We start from the raw sequence: 21,413 nt of genomic DNA on the forward strand, positions 1-21,413 counted from the left end.
TTGACCGGCCGGCTTTCACCGGCGTCCTCTGTCCTGTCTCTACAATGATCCTAATACGTTTCATGTATACGGATTGGCAATGCCGAGCACGTTCAGTATGTCTACCTCAAGGCTTTCCATTTCGGTCGCCTCGGCTTCATTTATGTGATCATAATCCATTATGTGCAAGATGCCATGCACAGCAAGGTGAACCAAATGATGCTCAAGTGATTTACCTTGCTCGGCTGCTTCGCGTTTTACCACACCTGCCGCCAGCATGATATCACCCAGCGGACGCGGCTCACCGGGCGGCAACGGCATGTCCCGGGCGGCAGGAAACGACAGTACATTGGTCGGCCCCGCCTTGTTGCGCCATTGCTGATTGAGCCCTGCCACTTCGTCATCGGTTGCCAGCGAAACAGTCAGCACCGTCTGCGACAAATCCGTGTCGAGAGCAGCTTCGGTCGCCTGTGCAGCCTGGCGTAACAGGATTTCGGGATCGGACAGTTCCTGCCAGGCGGTCCTGTCGACTTCAATTTCGAGTATCACGGCGTTCGCGGCTTCGTTGCCGGCTCCCAGCCGGCGCGCTCATAGGCATCAACAATGCGCGACACAAGCTGATGGCGGACAATATCGGATTTGTCGAACTTCACCTGCGAGATGCCCTTTACACCTTTCAGATAATCCAGCGCCTGGGTCAGACCGGACGTCGTTCCCGGTGGCAAATCGACCTGCGTCGGATCACCGGTAATAACCATGCGCGAGCCTTCACCGAGCCTGGTCAGGAACATTTTCATCTGTTGTGGCGTGGTGTTTTGCGCCTCATCCAGAATGATGAAGGCCGATGACAGGGTCCGGCCGCGCATGAAGGCCAGGGGCGCGATTTCAATGGTATTGTCGGCGAGACCCTTGATTACGGCTTCCGGCGGCATGACATCATAAAGCGCGTCGTAAAGCGGCCTGAGATAGGGATCTACCTTTTCTTTCATGTCACCGGGCAGGAATCCGAGACGCTCGCCTGCCTCCACAGCGGGACGCGACAGGATGATACGGTCGACCCGCCCGGCCATCAGTTCTGCAGCGGCGCATACAACGGCCAGGTATGTCTTGCCGGTACCTGCCGGCCCGACACCGAACACAAGCTCGTTGGCGGCAATTTCTTCAAGATAGATTTTCTGGCCCGGCGACCTGGCCGTTACCGTCTTGCGCCGGGTGCGGATTGCGGCAACTTCCGATGCGCCCTTGGCAACGGCAACCGGGCTCATGGCCATGCGAATGGCGCCCTCGACATCACCCCGGCCAAGGTCAAGCCCCTCCAGGGCACGCTCGTAGAGCTCCACCAGAACCTGCCTGGCCATTTCATGACCTGCTTCAGAACCGCGAATGGCAACCTTGTTGCCGCGCGGCGTGATGTCCACGCCGAGCCGGTCTTCAATCAGCAGCAGATGCTCATCGTGTTCGCCGAACACCAGCATCAGCAAACGGTTGTCATCGAAACCTAGGGTGATACTGCTTTGCGCTGTGTCTGCGGCGGCCTTTTTTTGCCGGGATGCGGGCCTTGGCTGGGCGGTGCGTGACGTCAACGGGGCAGTTCTCCTGATTCGCTAGATCAGTATGTTTTGACTGAACCAATCAAAATCATAAAACTGATCGTTTTCAAAGTGCTAGAGCAGCTTTACGGGTCCAAGTATGCCCATGTCTCTCTAGCATGATGGTGAAAGCACATCACATTCGGCCTTATGCTTCAACCATGTGACCGGTTAATGAATTCGGCCCGACAGTTTCTATGGCAACCTTCACGGTGTCACCGATAGCGTGGTCACCAGCATTGATGAATACCGACTGCAGGTAAGGCGAACGTCCGATCAGCTGGCCTTCCTGGCGGCCGGGCTTTTCCAGCAACACATCGAGCACGCGCCCCTTGCAGGCTTCATTGAACGATGCCTGCTGCTCGCCCAGCAGGGCCTGCAGTTCGGCAAGCCGCGCGGTCTTGACCTCTTCCGGCACCTGGCTGGCTTCCGTGGATGCCGGTGTGCCGGGACGCGGTGAGTACTTGAAGGAAAAGGCCTGTGCGTATGTCACCTGGCGCACGAGATCCATGGTGGCTGCAAAATCGGCATCGGTCTCTCCCGGAAACCCGACGATGAAATCCGACGACATGGCGATGTCCGGCCGGGCATCGCGGATGCGGCCGACAAGCTCGATGTATTCGGCGGCGGTGTGCTTGCGGTTCATGGCCTTCAGAATACGATCGCTGCCGGACTGGACCGGCAAATGCAGATACGGCATCAGCTTCGGGTTTACCCCATGTGCCGTGATCAGTTCATTGTCCATGTCGCGCGGATGACTGGTTGTGTAGCGCAACCGTTCGAGGCCATCGATATCCGACAGCGCATTGAGCAGGTGACCCAGCGTCCAGTCATGACCGGCAAGTCCGTCACCATGCCAGGCGTTCACATTCTGGCCCAGCAGCGTGATTTCACGAACACCTGCATCCACCAGCTTGCGCGCTTCAGCCAGAATACGATCGGCGGGGCGGGAAAACTCGGCACCGCGAGTATAAGGCACCACGCAAAACGTGCAGAACTTGTCACAGCCTTCTTGCACCGTCAGGAAAGCCGCAACGCCGCGCCTGACAGGTTTTGTTGCAGGTGCATCCAGGATTTCAAATTTTTCATCGACGGGCAGTTCCGTTTCAATCACGGCGGCGCCGGTTTCACCGTGACGGTCAAGCAGATCGGGAAGGCGATGATAGGTCTGCGGACCGAACACCAGGTCAACCACAGGTGCGCGGCGGACAATCTCCTCGCCTTCCGCCTGGGCCACGCAACCGGCCACGGCGATTTTCATGTCGCGGCCGCCGCGCGACTTCAACCGGCGCAACCGGCCGAGCTCCGAGTATACTTTCTCGGCAGCCTTTTCGCGGATATGGCACGTGTTGAGGATGACAAGATCGGCTTCCTCGACGGCTTGCGTGGTGACGTAGCCGCGTTCACTCAGTACCTCGCCCATGCGCTCGCTGTCATAGACGTTCATCTGGCAACCATAGGTCTTGATGAACACCTTTGATGGCGCGGCCGGTGATGTTTCTTGCAGCGTTGGCGGCATTGATGACACTCCCGGATCAGGATGTTCTTGGGTGGTTCATCCCAAAACAGCGAACCTGATCGTTGCTAAAGTGGTAGAGCCTATAGTCGCTCATTGGGTTGCTGACAATCGAAATGCTCCGTCTCATCCAGGATCAGGCTAGCTGTCACCGCGTCACTGGCGGTGCCGTCCGGGTTCCTGTAATAGTTCGGACGAACCCCGTTCCGGGTATAGCCGACGCTTTCGTAAAGCGCGTGAGCCGCCTGGTTGTCCTGTGCATATTCGATGAATATCTTCCTGGTTCCGGATTGCCGGGCATGCCGGCGTACAGCCTGCATGAGGGCCCGAGCCACGCCGCGGCGCCGGGTATGCGGCATTACAGCCAGTGTCAGTATTTCCATTTCATCTGCGGCGGTGCGCAGCAGCACAAACCCGCAGGGAAGCTTTTCGCCAGCCTTATCCTGCGTCGCAAGCAGGGCAGTCGTGCCGGGTGTCACCAGTAGTGCCGCCATCGCGGTGCTGTCCCAGGCGTCTTCAAAACACGGCGCATGAAGAGCCGCAAGAACACCGGCGTACTCCGCACCTGCGGGTTCGATCAACTGTGAGCTTTCACGATGAGTGACCAGTGGCTGCTGTGCCTTGGCGTCCGGCGCGCGCAGATAAAACGGAACGGCGGCGGTGCCGGTGTCTGCGACCTGGCCTGCGAGCCCGGCGATTGTTGCCGCGTCGGGAATGTTGCTGACATCCGACACGGCCAGACCATCCGGCAGGTCAACCAGGCCTGTGCCCGATCCAACCGCCAGGCCTGACTTGTCACTGAGCAACTTGCCTGCATCGGATACTGCAAGCACCGCCGCGGCGTGCATCGGGCTGCCGTCGCCGTCAAAACCCTGCAGGTAAACCTCGCCGCGACGCGCATCCTGTATGACCCAGATGTCGCGGCCGGCTGCGTCAGCCCGGCAGCCCTGCGCCAGCGCTGCAAAAGTCGTGATGCCGACCACAGGTACTTTCAGCACCAGCGAGAGGCCGCGCACAAACGCCAATCCGATGCGCACACCTGTGAACGTTCCGGGGCCCGAACACGCAGCCAGCCGGTCAATGTCTGCAAATGAAATGCCGGCAGAAACAACAGCCTCGTCGACCATATCGGTCAGACGTTCGGCATGTCCGCGCTGCATCGGCTCGCTGACATGTGACAACACCTCATTCCTGCCTGTGTCGAAAACACAGGCCGAGCAGGCCGCATGCGCGGTGTCTACACTGAGAACAATCATGGCCTTGGAGCCAGTACGCAATCCAATTGGCGATCCGGTCAGACCGGGCGAACTTCACTCACTTCCGGGATGAAGTGGCGCAGCAGGTTTTCGATGCCGTGCTTCAGCGTTGCGGTCGAGCTGGGACAGCCGGCGCACGCGCCTTTCATTTGCAGATAGACGACGCCTTCCTTGAAACCGTGGAAGGTTATGTCGCCGCCATCCTGAGCAACAGCCGGGCGCACCCGCGTGTCGAGCAGTTCCTTGATGGTCGTGACGATCTGCTGGTCAGCTTCGGCAAACTCTCCCTCATCGGCAACCACTTCCGATTCGCCATTGCGAATAACCGGGGCGCCCGACATGAAATGTTCCATGATGGCACCCAGCACAGCCGGCTTGAGATGCTGCCATTCGCCGTCATCCTTGGTCACCGTGATGAAATCGGCACCGAGGAAAACACCCTCAACACCCCTGACGGCGAACAGTTTTTCAGCCAGCGGTGAAATGGTCGCCTCATCGGCCGAACGGAAATCCCGCGGATCACCTTCTACGACAGGCTTGCCGGGAATAAACTTCAGGGTACTTGGATTTGGCGTGGCTTCGGTCTGAATGAACATATCCGTCTGAGCTCCTGCGGTAACGCGTGCTTGTGATCTGCGTAGCCGGGTGAATGTTATCCTATATATATAGGTTTTCTGGAATAATTCCAGATTAGCATGTCAGAATTTTACCGGCACCGCATGGCGCATGGAAACGTCTTTCTAGCGAACAAAACCCATAATGCGCCGTACATCGGCCATAACCGGCTCCGCAATGGCGTTTGCGCGCTCGGCTCCGTCCTTCAGTATCGCGTCAATGTGATCCTGCGACGCCATCAGTTTCTGCATTTCACCGGCAATAGGCGACAGTTTTTCCACTGCGAGGTCAGCCAGAGCCTGCTTCAGCTCGGAAAACTGCCGACCGGCGAACTGCGGCAGCACGGTTTCAAGGGTCGCGTCCTGAAGTGCCGCAAAAAGACCCAGCAGGTTGGCTGCCTCGGGCCTGCCCTTTAGGGCTTCCATGGATTCGGGCAGCGCATCCGGGTCGGTTTTCGCCTTGCGGATTTTCTTCGCGATGGTATCCGCATCATCGGTCAGGTTTATGCGCGACAAATCCGACGGATCGGACTTCGACATCTTCTTGTCGCCGTCACGCAGCGACATGACACGTGTGGCGGGACCGGTGATCAACGGTTCCGGCAACGGGAAAAACCCGTCGGGATACCCGGCCTCGGTGCACGCGTCGGCCATGTCGATGTTGAACTTCTGGGCAATGTCACGGGTCAGCTCAAGGTGTTGTTTCTGGTCTTCGCCGACCGGCACGTGAGTGGCGCGATAGGCCAGTATGTCGGCTGCCATCAGGTTGGGATAGGCATACAGGCCAACCGAGGCATTCTCGCGATTCTTGCCGGCCTTGTCCTTGAACTGGGTCATCCGGTTCAGCCATCCCACACGGGCCACGCAATTGAATATCCAGGCAAGTTCGGAGTGGGCCGCGACCTGGCTCTGGTTGAAGACAATGTGTGCGGCCGGATCGATACCGGATGCAAGGTAGGCGGCGGTGACTTCGCGCGTACTGCGGGCCAGTTCTTCCGGACCGCCCCACACCGACCTGTCCTGGGTAATCGCATGCAGGTCGACCACGCAATAGATGCATTCATGCGACGACTGCATTGCGACAAAGCGCTTGATGGCCCCCAGATAGTTGCCCAGATGCAGGTTGCCGGTTGGCTGCACGCCGGAGAATACGCGTTGGCTGGCTTGGGACATTTTATGAAAGCTCCGCTGGATCAGGATGTTTTCGGTTGGCTGGCCGGGTATATGCCGCAATGCGCACGCGCTGCCAAGCGCCATCAGCTCTTGCGGGCAAAAGATTGCTTCAGCGCGGCGACATCCAGCGCACCCGTCCACCATGCAATTGCAAAGTACACAGCCGCCCCGAACCCGACCATGGCGGCCAGCATCGCCAGGCGCACAATGAACAAGGTGTCAGCACTGAACAGCGGACTCACAAACTGCATTACGCCAAGGAGTACAAAGCCCATGACCAGGCTTGCGGCGATGATCCTGGGCAGTGCCTTGCGCAGACGACCATCGAGGGTGAAGTCACCGCGCTTCGACAAAGTGTAACCCAGCAGCAGGGCATTGACCCACCCGGCAGCCGTCGTTGCCAATGCTACACCGACATAGGCCAGGAACGGAAACAGGGCCAGCGCACCGGTTATGTTGATGACGACAGAAATCAATGCAAACCACATCGGCGTGCGGGTGTCCTCACGCGCGAAGTAGGCCGGTGAAAACACCTTGATCATCACGAATGCCGGAAGCCCCGCGGCAAAGGCTGCAAGTGCTATCGAGGTGGCGCGGGCATCATCCGCATCGAACGCGCCTCGCTCAAACAGCACGTGAATGATCGGATGCGGCATGGCCATCAAAGCGACGGCCGACGGTATCGTCAGAAGCAGCGATATCTCGAGCGCCCGGTTCTGGCTTGAATGCACGCCCTCGCTATCATCGGCGCGCAGGCGGCGCGACAGTTCCGGCAGCAGCACCACGCCGATGGCGATGCCGATAACGCCCAGCGGCAACTGATAGATGCGGTCGGCATAGTAGAGCCACGACGGCGCGGAATCCTGCAGCGACGCGATCATGGTGGAAACCAGCAGGTTGATCTGGGTTATGCCGCCGGCAATCAGGCCCGGAATGCCAAGGCTGACCAGGCGCCTGACCCCCGGCGTGATGGTCGGGCGTTTAAGTTTCAGGGAGACACCGGCCCGGGTCATGGCAATCCACAGCATGATGAATTGTAACAGGCCCGCAGCGCTCACCCCCCAGACCAGGGCAAAACCGGTTCGCGGCTCCGCATCCCATCCCGACAGCAACACGAACGCCAGCACCCCTATCAGCACAATGTTCAGGATGATCGGTGCTGCGGCAGCGGCGGTAAACCGGTGCAGGGAGTTCAGGATACCGCCAACCAGGGCGACCAGAGACATGAAGGTCAGATAGGGAAACGCGATGCGGGTCAGCTGAACCGTCAAATCGAGCTTTTCCGGATTGTCAATGAAGCCGGGCGCCAGGACGTAGATGATGAGCGGCATGGCCAGCATGGCCAGTGCGGACAGCGAAATCAGGAAAACCAGCAGGCAGGCCAGTACTTCCTCGGCAAAGCGGGTGGCGGCGGGCTGACCCTCACCTTCCAGACGGCGGGCGAACAGCGGCACGAAAGCGGCGTTGAAAGCCCCTTCGGCAAACAGGCGGCGAAACAGGTTCGGAAACCTGAAGGCGACAACGAAGGCATCGGCAATGAGGCCGGTTCCGATAACGCTTGCCATCAGCACGTCGCGGACAAAACCCAGCACCCGAGAGATCATCGTCATGGCGGCAACTGTCGAAGCGGATCGTAATAGGGCCATTGTTGTGCGATGTGCCTTGCGTGCGGTATCAGGGTCGCGGCTTGTCACAAATCCCCGTCATGATGAAACGAGAATCAGCCGTCGTGTAAACTTGTAGACAAGCGGTTGTAGTTCAGCAAGCAGCGCAGACTTGTACGCCCGGACGCTAGCCGGCCTTGGCAACTGCCTGTTTTGTTCCGGATTCCAGAACGTCAAGCAGGCTTTCCTCTATGGATTGCAGCCTGGTCTTGCTGGTGATTTTCTGGCCAATCAGATCCGTCACGTAAAACACATCGACGGCGCGCTCGCCGAACGTCGTGATCTGCGCCGAGGCGATGTTGAGATTCAGCCGGAACAGGCTGTCGGTCAATTTGAACAGCAGGCCGAGGCGATCAAGCCCTGCCACTTCAACCACCGTGAACCGGTTTGACGTGTCATTGGACACGATGACCTGGGGCTCCACGGTAAAAGCCTTGATACGGCCTTTCGGGCGCGACGCCTCGGCAACGGCCTTGCGCAACTGGATCTTGCCGGCAAACGCCTGGCGCATCAGATCGAGGATACGGTCAATCCGTCGGTGTTCGTCGTCCGGGTCCTCAAACTCGCGCTGGATGAGCAGCGTATCGAGCGCCATGCCGTCAGTGGTGGTGAAAATCTTGGCGCCCACAATATTGGCGCCACCGGCTGCGCAGGCGCCGGTCAGCAAGGCAAGCAGTCGCGGATGATCCGGCACATAGACGGTGATTTCGGTAATCGACTTGAAGTTGTCGGTGCGCACGTCAAACGCCACCGGGTTTTCGGTCTCGCCCGCGCGGGCCAGCAATTTCGCATCCATCACCTGATGATCAAGGTCCACCGTATACCAGTACGCGTCGTAGTGGCGTTCCAGATAGGCCGACACGTCATCCGCGTCCCAGTCGGACAATGCGCCGGCAAGAGCCATCTTGGCAGCCTCAATGCGGTCAACGCGCGAGATCGAGGTATGTCCGCCTGACAGATGCGGTTCGGTTTCCGCGTACAGTGTGCGCAACAGCTGGCCTTTCCAGCCGTTCCAGACGCCCGGTCCGACCGCGCGAATATCGACAACCGTCAATACCAGCAACAGCCGCAACCGTTCCGGACTTTGTACAATCTCGGCAAAATCAGTGATGGTCTTGTAGTCGGACAGGTCACGCATCTGCGCCGTCTCGCTCATGACCAGATGATGACGCACCAGCCACTCAACGGTTTCGGTTTCAGACTTGCTCAGGCCGAGCCGCGGGCAAAGGGTTTTGGCAACTTTGGCACCGGCAATGGAATGATCCTCCTTGCGTCCCTTGGCGATGTCATGCAGCAGCACGGCAACATACAGCACGCGTCTTGAAACCACCCCCTGGATGATGCCGGAGGCAAGCGGATGGTCCTGCGTCAGCAGGCCCTGGTCGATCTTCGACAAGACACCGACCGCCCGTATCAGATGCTCATCGACCGTATAGTGGTGATACATGTTGAACTGCATCAATGCGGTGATGCGCCCGAATTCAGGTATGAACCTGCCCAGCACGCCGGCTTCACTCATCTTTCGCAACACGGCTTCCGGATCGCGCGACTTGGTCAGAATATCGAGAAACAGCTCGTTGGCCACCGGGTCTGCCCGCATCTGCTTGTCGATGGCGCGGCGGCTGCGGCGCACAAGCCTCAGGGTTGCGGGATGAATGGACAGGTTGTTGTGTTCGGCCACCCGGAACAGACGCATGATCGAAACCGGATCGGTTACGAACAGGTCTTCATCCACGGACTTGATACGGCCTGCCTCGATCTTGAACACACCATCATCGTCCAGCTTGATCGAACGCCAGCTGAAGCGCCCGAACAATTCGCTCATGCTCGGCGCCTGCTTGATCTGCTGTGCCTCCAGGACAGCCGACATGATGCGGGTCAGGTCACCGACATCCTTGGCGACCAGAAAATAGTGCTTCATGAAACGCTCGACCGACTTCAGGCCGCCAAGGGCTTCATAGCCGAGCCTGGTCGCCATTTCCGACTGCTTGTCGAAACTCAACCGGTCGTCACCGCGCCCGGTCATGAAATGCAGGTGACAGCGCACAGCCCAGAGAAAATCCTCGCAGCTGATGAAACGGTTCTGTTCCTTGCGGGTAAACAGGCCGGACTTGGCGAGTTCACGGGCGGAGCGGGTGCCGTAGACGAACTTGGCGATCCAGAACATCGTATGAAGATCACGCATGCCGCCCTTGCCGTCCTTGACGTCAGGCTCGACCAGATAGCGCGACTCGCCGGCGCGGCGGTGACGCTCATCGCGTTCCTCGAGCTTGTCAGCAACGAACTGGCGCTGGTCGCGGGCCAGAATGTCCTTGCCGTAACGGCTTTGCAGCTCGTCGAACAGCGGCCTATGACCGCAGATGAAGCGGGCCTCCAGAACCGATGTCATGATGGTGGTGTCGGTGCGAACCAGCCGGATACAGTCATCCACCGAGCGCGTGGCATGGCCGACCTTGAAGCCCAGGTCCCACAACAGGTACAAAACGTATTCGACGACACTCTCGCCCCAGGCGGTCTGCTTGTAGGGCAGCAGCAACAGCAGGTCGATGTCGGAGCCCGGCGCCAGCGCACCGCGGCCATAGCCGCCCACCGCAACCAGCGATATGCGCTCAGATGTCGACGGATTGCTGGCGGCATACACAATCGACGATGCAAATTCATAAATTGCGGTGATCAGGTGGTCCTGCAGGGCAGACAGCCGGTGGGCGCAATCGCGCCCCTTGCCGGTTTCGGTGAGCCGGACCTCCTCTTCCGCGCGCGATGTCTTGATCAGGTCTTTCAGATAATTCAGGGCCGCAGGCCGAAACTCGAGCCCGTCCGGCCCGTGCTTGTCGGCCAGAGCGGTCAGCTGGAGCAGAATGTGATCGGCGCAGAACTCCGGCGCGCACACGTCATTTCTGGCTGGCAAGGGTACGACTGGCATGATCTCAGGCTCATCAAATGGCGCAACACGGCAAACGATACCGGCATGGTCTAGCCGTTGTCGTCGGATACAGCCAGTTTTTTCAACTGGTAGACCAGATCCAGCGCTTCGCGGGGACTAAGGTCGTCCGGCAGGGTGTCTTCGAGTTTCTCAAGCAATTTTGATGGCCCGGCATCCGGCACCGCTGCGGGCCTGGCCACCGGCACCGAGAACAATGGCAGGTCATCAATGATGTCACTGCGCGACTGGGCGCGCTCGCTTTCTTCCAGCAGATGCAGGACTTCCGACGCGCGTTCAATGACACCGCCGGGAAGCCCGGCCAATCTGGCGACCTGAATTCCGTATGACCTGTCCGCCGCACCGGGCGCTACTTCATGCAGAAAGATCACTTCGCCCTGCCACTCGCGCACTTTTACAGTGGCGTTCTTGACGCGATCCAGCTTGCCGGACAAGGCGGTCAATTCGTGAAAATGCGTGGCGAACAGCGACCGGCACCGGTTCACCTCGTGCAGGTGTTCGACGCAGGCCCAGGCAATCGACAGGCCATCATAGGTGGCCGTACCCCGGCCGATCTCGTCCAGAATAACCAGCGACCGCTCGGTTGCCAGATTGAGGATGGTCGCCGTTTCCACCATTTCCACCATGAAGGTCGAGCGCCCGCGCGCCAGGTCATCTGCCGCGCCCACCCTGCTGAAAATGCGGTCCACGACACCGATGCGGGCAGACTTCGCCGGCACGAAACTGCCCATCTGGGCCAGCAGGGCAATGATGGCGTTCTGCCGCAGATAGGTCGACTTACCGGCCATGTTGGGACCGGTCAGAAGGGTTATGTGGCGCGATGCTGCACCATCATCATCCAGCTCGCCTGCCGACAGCATGCAGTCATTGGGCACAAATGGAGACCCGGCCTGATGCCGCAACGAGGCTTCCACCACCGGGTGCCGCCCGGCCTCGATTTCGAAACTGCGCGATGCATCGATGTGTGGTCTGGAATACTCATGTCGAACCGCCAGTTCCGCCAGCGCGCAATAGACATCCAGTTCTGCAAGCGCATCTGAAATGGCATGCAGCATGGCGGCACGCTTACAGGCTTCATCGGCCAGTTGCTCGAATATCTCGATCTCGATGCTGCGCGCCCGGTCACCGGCGAGGGAAATTTTCTGCTCCAGCCCGGTGAGTTCGGTGGTGGTGAACCGCATGGCGTTTGCCATGGTCTGGCGATGAATGAACCGGGCGGCATGATCGGGGCCCAGCAACTGCTCGCCGCCCTGCTGGTTCAGTTCAATGAAATAACCCAGCATGTTGTTGTGCTTGATCTTGAGGGCTTTCAGGCCGGTTTCTTCGGCATACCTGGTTTGCAGGCCGGCAATGACCTTGCGGCTCTCGTCGCGCAGTGCCCGGTTTTCATCAAGCTCGGCGTTGGCGCCCGGCTTTATGAAACCGCCGTCGCGGGTCGTGGCCGGCAATTCCTCGGACAGCAGGCTGTCAAGGTGTCCGGCAAATTCCGTATCTGCCTGGCTGAGTGCCTGCCAGATGCCGGACAACCTGTCCGGCCAGGGGTCGATGCCGGCGCGCTCCTTATGCGTTTCAGCAAGCCCGGCACACAACATGACACCGTCTTTTACGGCGGCCAGGTCTCGCGGCGATCCCCGTTTCAGGCTCAATCGTGCCAGCGCCCGGTTCATGTCGGGCGCATGGCGCAATACGTCCCTGATGTCCCCACACGATGCGGTGTCGGATGTCAGCGCCTCCACCGCGTCATGGCGCGCCACAATCTCGTCGACACCGGTTACAGGGGCTGCCAGCCGGTCAGCCAGCAACCTGCCACCTGGACCTGTGACGCTGAGATCGATGGTCTGCAGCAAACTGCCGCTGCGCTCCCCCGACAGGGTCCTGACCAGTTCAAGATTGGCGCGCGTCGCTGCATCAATCAGCACGATATGGCCAGGCTCGACCACCGTCGGGATACGCAGGCTCGGCATCTTGCCGACCTGGGTCAGCATCACATAGTCGAGCAGGACACCGGCAGCGGCTGTCGACGCCCGGTCAAAGCTGCCAAACGCATCCAGCGATGCCACCTGGTAATATTCCTGCAACCGGTTGCGGGCCGAGGTTGAATCGAACCTGGATGCAGGCAGCGGTGTGATGGTCGTTGCAACCTCGTCAAGCAGCAGCGATAGCTCGCCATCACCCAGCAGCGCATCGGACACCAGCATTTCGGACGGGTCGATGCGGGCCAGTTCCGACATCAGCGCCGGGCCGGTCACCGACGTTACCGCAAATTCGCCACTCGACATGTCGAGCCAGGACAGCGCCATTTTGCCGTCGGCCTTGATGCGCGCCAGGCAGGCCAGGTAATTGCTGCGCCCTGCCTGCAACAGGTTGTCTTCGGTGATGGTGCCCGGCGTCACAAGGCGCACCACGTCGCGGCGCACCACCGACTTTGAGCCGCGCTTTTTCGCTTCCGCCGGGTCTTCGGTCTGCTCACAGACCGCAACCTTGTGGCCAAGCCGGATCAGCCTTTGCAGGTAATCGTCGGCGGCGTGAACCGGCACACCGCACATCGGGATATCTTCACCCAGGTGTTTGCCGCGCTTGGTCAGCGCGATTCCGAGGGCGGCTGACGCCACTTCCGCGTCCTTGAAGAACAACTCGTAGAAGTCACCCATGCGATAGAACAACAGGCTTTCGGGATGGGCCTGCTTGATCTCGGTATATTGCGCCATCATCGGCGTCATCCTGCCGGCCTGGTCATTGGCGGCAGCGCGGGAGGCGGCAGGTTGCTGGTGCGGTCTGTTCATCGTGCCGGCAGACTACTCCATTGCAGACGGTTTCGTCGCTGGCACAATTGTCACCATCCACAGGGGGATTGGGTCAGGCCGCGTTGTCCGGTTGCATGAGGCCAGCCACGGCCTCTTCAAGGTCAGCGCGGTCAAACGGCTTGGTCAGGTAACCGTCCATGCCGGCGTTCAGACACGCACGCTGGCTGTCCTCGCGCAGATTTGCCGTCAGTGCGAGGATCGGAACACGGGTCCGGATACCATGTTCACGTTCCAGCTGGCGGATTTGCCTCGTGGTTTGCACGCCGTCGATTTTCGGCATGAAGACATCCATCAGGATAATGTCGTGGGCGATGGATTTTTTCGATTTCAGCTGACGCCTGATCTCGGTGACGGCTTCGGCGCCATCATAGAGATGGGTCACGCTATGACCTGCCGCCTTCAGCATTTTCGTAGCCAGCAACATGTTGATTTTGTTGTCCTCAACCAGCAGCACCTTGAGCCCGGCATTGTCCTTGACCCGGCGTAGCTGGCGCGCGGTTTTTCGCAACGAGGTGACGGGCTTGCGCATCGGGTCGGGATTGGCGGTCAGCTGGGCCAGCAACGTCGCCCGGCGGGTCGGTTTCAGCAGGTACCCGATCCTGACGTCATCCATGAGTTTCCTGTAGGAACGTCGTTCCTCAGGCTGGAGCAAAGCCCACACGCCTGCGATCTCCGACAGTTCGTCGGCCGCTTTGAACAACTGGTCGCGGTTCTTCGCCGCTGCCGGATCCAGGATGACCATGATCCGTCCGGCATCCGCCGTCTTGTCCATGGACGCAATCGTCCCGGCCAGGCCGTTGAGCGAACCGGCGGAAATGCATTGAGCGCCAAATCCGGACAGGTAATCATGCAGGACGGTATGGGTTGCGCCCTCCGGACTGGTCAGAAACACGGTGCAATCCGACAACGCCCCGGCATTGCCGTCAACGGCGGCTTCATCGGCTGACGGCAGGCAGGCATCAAACCGGAATGTCGTACCCTTGCCAACTTCACTTTCAAACGTGATCTCACCGTCCATCAGTTCAACCAGGTGACGCGAGATTGCCAGCCCCAGGCCGGTGCCGCCGGACGCCTGTATTTCGGTTATCGACGACTGGACGAACCTTTCAAATACCGCCTCATGCTCGGCTTCCGGTATGCCGCATCCGGTGTCGGCAATACTGAAGGCCACCTGGTTTTTGCGCGCACCGCGCTCAACCCTGACCAGTACGCTGCCCTGCGGCGTGAACTTGATGGCATTGCCTGCGATATTCAGGATGATCTGGCGCAGCCGCTGGGCATCGCCGGTCACCTGGTGCGGCAGACCGGGGTCGATGTAGCAGCTGATCTCGATGGAATTTGCATGTGCACGCGCCGCCAGGAGTTCAACGGATGTCTCAACCAGTTCACACAGGTTGAACGGCGCCGGCACGATGGTCATCTCGCCGGACTCCGCTTTCGCCGCATCCAGCAGTTCATCAATAATGGACAGCAGCGAGCGCCCCGACATTTCCACTGCTTCAGCATAGCTGCGCTGTTCGTGAGACAACTTGGTGTCGAGCAACAGGCTGGTCATGCCGATCACGCCGTTCATTGGCGTCCTTAGTTCATGTGACACAGCGGCCAGAAAACTGGATTTTGCATTATTGGCCTCATCAGCATGCTGGCGGGCGGTGCGCAATTCCTTAAGAGCCCGCTCCAGTTCGACAAGCTGCCGGTTTGTCATTGCCCAGACATACTGAAATGCCATCAGCAGGAACACGACCAGAACTGCAAACAGGATACGCGACAAGACCTCTATCTGGTCTGCCTGCACGCTGATCGCGACAATGTTGACGAGTACGGCCAGCACCGACAATGCAGCGCCAATCCGCACCAGAATGCCGACACGACGCTTCAGCGTGGCCGATCCCATCGATCTTGGCCGCCGTCGCCGTTCGGAACTGATATCCGTCGATTCCTGCACCACACGCTTTCCCCGATTGCAGCATCTCTGCACCGGTTATGGCATCGCAATGCTTAGAACCGGACTAGCCGGATCGGTAGAATTTTATCTATCGGGTTAACCTTCATCTGCCGGGTCATCGCGTACGGCGGCAACCAGCCAGTCGCGAAAGGCCCGCACCCCGGGGCGTTCCAGGTGTTCGGCCGGGCAAACAAACCAGTACCAGTGGTCAGACGGCAGAACCAGGTCGAAAGGCTTGATCAGACGCCCGCTCTCCAGGTCCTGGCGCACCAGAAACTCGCTGACAAGCGCCACTCCGCCGGCATTGATGGCGGCTTCCACGGCGAGCGAGTCGCTGGTCATCACAGGCCCCCTGTTACTGTTTGCCACGTTAACGCCGGCGGTTTTCAGCCACATTGCCCAGTCAGGCTGTGTGCCTGCCGCGGCAAACCAGTCCACGTGGAGCAGGGTGTGGTGGGCCAGATCCTGCGGGGTCTGCAGGGGATGGTCGCCGTGCAGCAGGTCCGGTGAGCAGACCGGTATGACGTCTTCGCTCACCAGTGCCTCGGCATGTAAATCCGGGTAAGGTCCGGTGCCGAAGCGAATGGCCGCATCCACACCGTCACCGGCAAAATTGGCAATGGACAGCGACCCGTCCAGCCGCACGCTGATTTCAGGATGAAGCGCATTGAACTCCGCCAGCCGCCTGACCAGCCATTTGCCGGCAAACACCGGCGCGGACGAAATCACCAGCGGCGCATCTTCATCAAGGGTTTCCAGGTTGCGGCAGCCCTGCCGCCACAGGTCCAGGCCCTCCGTCAGGTACGGCAACAGGGCCGCGCCGCGGTCGGTCAGCCGGATGGAGCGCACGGTGCGGTGAAACAGCGGAAACCGGAAATGCTCCTCCAGCGTCTTGATCTGGTGGCTTATGGCAGCCGGTGTCACCGCCAGTTCTTCTGCAGCGGCACTCATGCTGGCATGGCGGCCCGCCGCCTCAAAGGCGCGCAAGGCATTCAATGGTGGCAATCGGGATCGCATGATATTTCTATAGATTATATTTTCTAACTTATCACTTGAAAGCAATTCGTTTGTCAGAGCAGGAAATCAAGCAGATATTGCGGGACAGACGTTGCAGTTGCAACAGAATTTCTAAAAGGACTTACATTATGAACCCTTATGCATTCCCCAATCTTCTGCACCCCGCCGTTCCCGTCGACTACCGCTCGGCGCAGACCAATCCCACCGGAAGCAGGTTTGGCTACGGCATGAGTCGGGCCATTTTCCGCGTGGTCTGTGTGGTCGAAAACTTGTTGCGCTAGATCAGGGTGACTACTGATTGATTCAACCAGTAATCACAAACCTGATCGTTTCTGAAGCGCTGGAGCAACTTTATGGGTTCAAATGAACCCATGTTGCTCCAGATCAGGCCGCTAGCTGAAAACTCGCCAGTTTCTGGCGATAGCTGAGGGCTTCCGCCACGTTCAGGCGGGTGACCGTCTCCTCACCATCAAGGTCGGCCAGGGTTCTGGCCAGCCGCAGCACCCGGTGATAGCCGCGCGCCGACAGGTTCATGGCGTTGGCGGCGTCCTGCAGCAGGACCAGCCCTTGAGCGTCCGGACGGGCCACCTCTTCCAGCAAGGCGCCGTCCAGCCGGGCATTGGTCCGCAGTGTCGCCAGGCCCAGATTGTCGAACCTTGCAGCCTGTATGGCGCGCGCGCCGGCCACGCGGGCTGCAATATCCGCAGAGCCTTCGGCAGGCGGCGGCAAGGTCAGGTCTGAGGCACGCACGGCGGCCAGTTCGATCTGTATGTCGATGCGGTCCAGCAGCGGGCCTGAAATGCGCGCCTGATAATCGATGGCGCATTTCGCACCGCGCTTGCAGACATGGCCGGGTTCACCGGCCATACCGCACTTGCACGGGTTCATGGCGGCGACCAGCTGGAAACGGGCAGGATAGGTAATGTGGTGATTGGCGCGTGCGACCACGGCCTCGCCGGTTTCCATGGGCTGGCGCAGTGCCTCAAGCGCGCGCGGCTGAAACTCCGGCAGTTCGTCCAGAAACAGGATACCGTTGTGGGCCAGCACCATTTCACCGGGCAAGGCGCGATGGCCGCCGCCGATCAGGGCGGCCTGCGATGCTGAATGATGCGGGTTGCGGTAGGGCCTGAGCGTCGACACGCCACGGGACCGCAATTCACCGGCGACAGAGGCAATGGTCGAGACCTCCAGCATCTCCGGCGCATCCATTGGCGGCAGTATCGACGGCAGGCGCGAGGCCAGCATTGACTTGCCGGCGCCTGGCGGACCTACCATCAGCATATGGTGGCCTCCGGCAGCGGCAACCTCCAGGGCGCGCTTTGCAGTTTCCTGGCCTTTGACATCGCGGAAGTCGGCAAGGTCGCCACCGGCCTCGGCAATACCCGGCTTCGGCCTCGACAAAACTTGTGTGCCCTTCATGTGATTAAGCACCTGGACCAGCGAATTGACCGCCAGTATGTCCATGTCGTCCGATGCCCAGGCGGCTTCCGGGCCGCACGCCTTGGGACAGATCAGCCCGAGATCGCGGGCATTGGCCGCCATTGCCGCCGGCAATGCGCCGGATACCGGTTCTACCGAGCCGTCAAGCGACAGCTCGCCCAGCACCACATAGCGACTGATGAAGTCTGCCGGCAACAACCCCATGGCCGCCATCAGGGCAATGGCAATCGGCAGGTCAAAATGACTGCCCTCCTTGGGCAGATCGGCCGGCGCCAGGTTGACGGTAATGCGCCTGGCCGGCATGGCAAGCCCGATGGCAGACAGGGCCGCACGCACCCGTTCCTTGCTTTCGGCAACCGCCTTGTCACCCAGGCCCACAATGGAAAACGCCACCATGCCGGACGCCATGTGCACCTGCACATCGACCGGCACGGCCTCAATGCCCTTGAACGCAACTGTCGCGACACGCGATACCATGGGAGGTGCCCCTTATTGTCTCTCGATCAGCATACAGGCACAAATACTACCGTCAAGAACATTTAGGGAACACGTAGATTGTCACTCTGCAATCCCGGCTTCTGGCCGTCGCAGATAGGCGAACATGTGATTTACGTAGTCAGCCTTGCCAAGCTCGACGCCCTGGTGCCGCATGATGGCGTAGGCCGTCACCGCATGAAAATAGAACTGGGCCAGCGCCCAGTCCCTCACATACTGGAAACCGGTCAGATCGAACGTCATGCCGTCGGCCAGCACTATTTCGATTTGGCGGTCTTCGGCACCTTCGAAATCGGCTTCAGAAACCTCATCCAGGAGCGCAAGCGTGTCTGCGATCAGCGATTTCAGCTGGTCGAGTGAAACAGCTTCATCTTCAGGTTCCGGAACATGCCTGTCCGTCAGCCGGCGTATTACTTCACGCGCCTGAATACAGATAAACCGCACCTGATCGGAAAGCGGGTTCATATCCGGCGCAAGCCGGGCCGCCAGGAAATCCGCCTCGGAAACATCCGCTGCAATCGCCCATGCCGCCCCCTTTTCCAATTGCGCGGAAAGCCCGCGCAACATCTGCGCGTAGCCGGGAACAACAAGCGTATGAAGTGACATGATACCTCTCAACGGACCGGTAGACCAACAAACTGAACTGCCAAGGACGTGATATAACATCCTTGTACAGAATTCTACCGTGACGGTGGCACCAGGCCTTGCAACCCGAACTATCCGCGGCGCGCCTCAACAGCATCCATCACAAGTGCTGCAATATCGGCGCCGCCGAATTTCTTGACTTCGCGAATGCCGGTCGGCGAGGTGACGTTGATTTCGGTCATGTAGTCGCCGATGACATCGATGCCAACAAAGATCAGGCCGCGCTTTTTCAGGTCAGGGCCGATGCGGGCGCAGATCTCGCGTTCGCGATCGGTCAACTCGGTCGGTTCCGGCCTGCCGCCCACGTGCATATTGGAGCGGGTTTCACCGGCTGCCGGCACCCGGTTGATGGCGCCGACCGGCTCGCCGTCGACGAGGATGATGCGCTTGTCGCCCTGTTTCACATCAGACAGGTATTGCTGGGCGATGAACGGTTCGCGGAACGACTGGGTGAACATTTCCATCAGCGAGGCAAAATTCTCATCGCCATGGGCGAGGCGAAACACCCCTGCGCCGCCATTGCCGTACAGCGGTTTCAGAATGATGTCGCCGTATTCATCGCGGAAGTCCGACAGGCGCTGCGGATCACGCGAAATCAGCGTCGGCGGGATGAATTCGTTGTACTGCAGCACATAGAGCTTTTCCGGCGCATTGCGCACTTCGGCCGGATCATTGACCACCAGCGTCTTCGGATGAATGGCCTCGAGCATGTGGGTATAGGTGATGTAGTTCATGTCGAACGGCGGGTCCTGGCGCATCAGCACCGCGTCATACTCGTCCAGCTGAACGTTACGGTTTTCCGATTTCTCGAAGTGGCTGCCGGCCTCGTCGCGCACTTTCACATCCGCACCGGTGGCAGACAGCTTGCCGGCGCGCAGCGCCAGGGTGTCGGCATGATATTCAAACAGCTGATGGCCGCGCGCTTGCGCTTCCAGCATGAGGGCGAACGTGGAATCACCGGCAACATCGATGGCCTCGATGGGATCCATCTGAACTGCAATCTTGAGCGTCATGAATTTTCAAACTCCAGGCTTTTTATTGATCATCCGCTGCGAACGCATTGGCGATGTGCTGCGGCCACTGGTACGGCGTCACCAATACGATGTCAAAGCGGCAATCGCATTGCGCCGCGTCCGGGTTTGCCGCCAACCAGTGACGGGCTGCCTGGACGATGCGGCGACGCTGATGGGCCCCGAGAGAGGCCAGTGCTTCATCGGCATGGCTGCGCGCCTTGACCTCGACAAAGGCAACCGCAGACCCGCGCCGGGCGATCAGGTCGATTTCACCTGCCGGTGATTTCCAGCGTTGCGCGCAAATCCGGTAGCCCTTCAGGCGCAGCAGCATCGCGGCCTTGGCTTCCGCCATGCGGCCAAGGCGTTCAGCCTGCTGCCGGCGCGCGGCGGGCTTTGTGGCGGGTGGCCTTGTCATGCGCCCCCGTTTTTCAGGGATACCGCCAGATCGTAGAGGGCGGCCTTGGGCCGGCCGGTCTGCTTTGCCAGGATGGTTGCCGCCTTGCTGGCGGGATGGTCGCGCAACAGGTCCGACAGCCGGGCACACAGGTCTTCATCAGACAGGTCACCTTCGCCCTCCGGCGGTCCGATGACAATGCTGATTTCACCCTTGAGCGCAGGCCTGCCGGACAGCTGCGCCAGAATGCCGGCAGCGTCACCACGCAAGACTTCCTGGTGCAGTTTGGTCATTTCGCGGGCCACCGCCACCGGACGGGTGCCCATGACTTCGGCAATGCTTTTGAGGCTGGAGACTATCCTGGTCGCGCTTTCAAACAGCAACAGCGTGGCGGGGATTTTGGACAGCTCCTGCAACTGGCGCTGCCTGGCGCCCTGCTTGGCCGAAAGGAAGCCTGCAAACAGAAACCGGTCACTGGGCAGGCCGGACAGGGCCAGTGCGGTTACCGGCGCGGTCGGGCCGGGTACAACGTCCACCGCGATATCGTGCTCGACACAGTCGCGGACCAGCTTGTAGCCCGGGTCCGACACCATCGGCATGCCGGCATCAGACACCAGCGCAATGGCGGCACCTGCACCCAGCTGTTCCAGCAACATGGGCCGGATACTGGCCGCGTTATGGTCATGATAAGGCTTTAGTCGTGTTCCAATGGAATAGCGCTGCAACAGCCTGCTTGTGATTCTGGTATCCTCGCACAGCACGATGTCTGCAGCAGCCAGAACAGCGAGAGACCGCAAGCTTACATCAGCCAGATTACCCAGCGGGGTGGCAACAAGATGCAGACCCGCAGTCAGTGCAGGAGCCTGAAATTCGTGATCCTGAATAGTGTAGGTCGGGCTGGTTGTCTGAATACGCATGTTTTTTAAGG

Annotated in this window: 16 protein-coding genes; all 16 read right to left on the reverse strand. The window is 59.8% G+C overall.

The window, feature by feature from the left end; all coding sequences use genetic code 11:
• Positions 1-60 precede the first annotated feature (60 nt).
• The 16 genes from ybeY to rsmI all read right to left on the reverse strand — a co-directional run bounded on the left by ybeY (position 61) and on the right by rsmI (position 21,402).
• A complete protein-coding gene (gene ybeY / locus DHN55_RS04700) occupies positions 61-528 on the reverse strand; it encodes an rRNA maturation RNase YbeY (protein ID WP_337659922.1) in 468 nt (155 codons plus the stop codon).
• Positions 525-1,562, reverse strand: a complete 1,038-nt coding sequence (locus tag DHN55_RS04705; protein ID WP_443111083.1) for a PhoH family protein — start codon at positions 1,560-1,562, stop codon at positions 525-527. Before DHN55_RS04705 ends, ybeY begins: the two co-directional genes overlap by 4 nt.
• 154 nt (positions 1,563-1,716) lie before the next feature.
• The gene (miaB, locus tag DHN55_RS04710) at positions 1,717-3,087 is read right to left on the reverse strand and encodes a tRNA (N6-isopentenyl adenosine(37)-C2)-methylthiotransferase MiaB (protein WP_108880202.1); all 1,371 of its coding nucleotides are present in this window, start codon (positions 3,085-3,087) and stop codon (positions 1,717-1,719) included.
• Positions 3,088-3,167: 80 nt separating this feature from the next.
• The gene (gene tsaB / locus DHN55_RS04715; protein ID WP_108880203.1) at positions 3,168-4,340 is read right to left on the reverse strand and encodes a tRNA (adenosine(37)-N6)-threonylcarbamoyltransferase complex dimerization subunit type 1 TsaB; all 1,173 of its coding nucleotides are present in this window, start codon (positions 4,338-4,340) and stop codon (positions 3,168-3,170) included.
• Between the two features lie 38 nt (positions 4,341-4,378).
• Positions 4,379-4,936: a NifU N-terminal domain-containing protein gene (locus tag DHN55_RS04720; protein ID WP_108880204.1), complete on the reverse strand. Its 558-nt coding sequence runs from the start codon at positions 4,934-4,936 to the stop codon at positions 4,379-4,381.
• A gap of 144 nt (positions 4,937-5,080) precedes the next feature.
• A complete protein-coding gene (trpS, locus tag DHN55_RS04725; RefSeq protein ID WP_108881709.1) occupies positions 5,081-6,127 on the reverse strand; it encodes a tryptophan--tRNA ligase in 1,047 nt (348 codons plus the stop codon).
• Positions 6,128-6,210: 83 nt separating this feature from the next.
• Positions 6,211-7,773: a murein biosynthesis integral membrane protein MurJ gene (murJ, locus tag DHN55_RS04730; protein ID WP_108881710.1), complete on the reverse strand. Its 1,563-nt coding sequence runs from the start codon at positions 7,771-7,773 to the stop codon at positions 6,211-6,213.
• Positions 7,774-7,918: 145 nt separating this feature from the next.
• Positions 7,919-10,714, reverse strand: a complete 2,796-nt coding sequence (locus tag DHN55_RS04735) for a [protein-PII] uridylyltransferase (protein ID WP_108880205.1) — start codon at positions 10,712-10,714, stop codon at positions 7,919-7,921.
• A 50-nt stretch (positions 10,715-10,764) separates the two neighbouring features.
• Positions 10,765-13,515 carry a DNA mismatch repair protein MutS gene (mutS, locus tag DHN55_RS04740; RefSeq protein ID WP_337659923.1) on the reverse strand — a complete coding sequence of 917 codons (2,751 nt, stop codon included), beginning with the start codon at positions 13,513-13,515 and terminating at the stop codon, positions 10,765-10,767.
• Positions 13,516-13,588: 73 nt separating this feature from the next.
• Positions 13,589-15,481 (reverse strand): ATP-binding protein, encoded by a 1,893-nt coding sequence (locus DHN55_RS04745; protein WP_337659924.1) that lies wholly within the window; start codon positions 15,479-15,481, stop codon positions 13,589-13,591.
• Positions 15,482-15,577: 96 nt separating this feature from the next.
• On the reverse strand, positions 15,578-16,498 hold the full coding sequence (gene gcvA, locus DHN55_RS04750; protein WP_108880207.1) for a transcriptional regulator GcvA: 921 nt from the start codon (positions 16,496-16,498) through the stop codon (positions 15,578-15,580).
• Positions 16,499-16,882: 384 nt separating this feature from the next.
• A complete protein-coding gene (locus DHN55_RS04755) occupies positions 16,883-18,415 on the reverse strand; it encodes a YifB family Mg chelatase-like AAA ATPase (protein WP_108880208.1) in 1,533 nt (510 codons plus the stop codon).
• 81 nt (positions 18,416-18,496) lie between these two features.
• Complete coding sequence (locus DHN55_RS04760; protein WP_108880209.1) at positions 18,497-19,039, reverse strand: DUF1993 family protein; 543 nt, start codon at positions 19,037-19,039, stop codon at positions 18,497-18,499.
• Between the two features lie 110 nt (positions 19,040-19,149).
• Positions 19,150-20,091 carry a glutathione synthase gene (gshB, locus tag DHN55_RS04765; RefSeq protein WP_108880210.1) on the reverse strand — a complete coding sequence of 314 codons (942 nt, stop codon included), beginning with the start codon at positions 20,089-20,091 and terminating at the stop codon, positions 19,150-19,152.
• A 22-nt stretch (positions 20,092-20,113) separates the two neighbouring features.
• Positions 20,114-20,506, reverse strand: coding sequence for a YraN family protein (locus tag DHN55_RS04770; protein ID WP_108880211.1), 393 nt, complete (start codon positions 20,504-20,506; stop codon positions 20,114-20,116).
• Positions 20,503-21,402: a 16S rRNA (cytidine(1402)-2'-O)-methyltransferase gene (gene rsmI / locus DHN55_RS04775; RefSeq protein ID WP_108880212.1), complete on the reverse strand. Its 900-nt coding sequence runs from the start codon at positions 21,400-21,402 to the stop codon at positions 20,503-20,505. Before rsmI ends, DHN55_RS04770 begins: the two co-directional genes overlap by 4 nt.
• Positions 21,403-21,413: the final 11 nt, after the last annotated feature.

It is taken from the genome of Anderseniella sp. Alg231-50, assembly GCF_900149695.1.
GTDB lineage: Bacteria > Pseudomonadota > Alphaproteobacteria > Rhizobiales > Aestuariivirgaceae > Anderseniella.

Excerpts from the sequence above, each read along its gene's own strand:
- mutS (WP_337659923.1), bottom strand. The coding sequence starts at position 13,515 with ATGAACAGACCGCACCAGCAACCTGCCGCCTCCCGCGCTGCCGCCAAT.
- DHN55_RS04755 (WP_108880208.1), bottom strand. The coding sequence starts at position 18,415 with ATGGTATCGCGTGTCGCGACAGTTGCGTTCAAGGGCATTGAGGCCGTG.
- gshB (WP_108880210.1), bottom strand. The coding sequence starts at position 20,091 with ATGACGCTCAAGATTGCAGTTCAGATGGATCCCATCGAGGCCATCGAT.
- DHN55_RS04720 (WP_108880204.1), bottom strand. The coding sequence starts at position 4,936 with ATGTTCATTCAGACCGAAGCCACGCCAAATCCAAGTACCCTGAAGTTT.
- DHN55_RS04770 (WP_108880211.1), bottom strand. The coding sequence starts at position 20,506 with ATGACAAGGCCACCCGCCACAAAGCCCGCCGCGCGCCGGCAGCAGGCT.
- trpS (WP_108881709.1), bottom strand. The coding sequence starts at position 6,127 with ATGTCCCAAGCCAGCCAACGCGTATTCTCCGGCGTGCAGCCAACCGGC.
- murJ (WP_108881710.1), bottom strand. The coding sequence starts at position 7,773 with ATGGCCCTATTACGATCCGCTTCGACAGTTGCCGCCATGACGATGATC.
- miaB (WP_108880202.1), bottom strand. The coding sequence starts at position 3,087 with ATGCCGCCAACGCTGCAAGAAACATCACCGGCCGCGCCATCAAAGGTG.
- gcvA (WP_108880207.1), bottom strand. The coding sequence starts at position 16,498 with ATGCGATCCCGATTGCCACCATTGAATGCCTTGCGCGCCTTTGAGGCG.
- rsmI (WP_108880212.1), bottom strand. The coding sequence starts at position 21,402 with ATGCGTATTCAGACAACCAGCCCGACCTACACTATTCAGGATCACGAA.
- tsaB (WP_108880203.1), bottom strand. The coding sequence starts at position 4,340 with ATGATTGTTCTCAGTGTAGACACCGCGCATGCGGCCTGCTCGGCCTGT.
- DHN55_RS04735 (WP_108880205.1), bottom strand. The coding sequence starts at position 10,714 with ATGCCAGTCGTACCCTTGCCAGCCAGAAATGACGTGTGCGCGCCGGAG.
- DHN55_RS04760 (WP_108880209.1), bottom strand. The coding sequence starts at position 19,039 with ATGTCACTTCATACGCTTGTTGTTCCCGGCTACGCGCAGATGTTGCGC.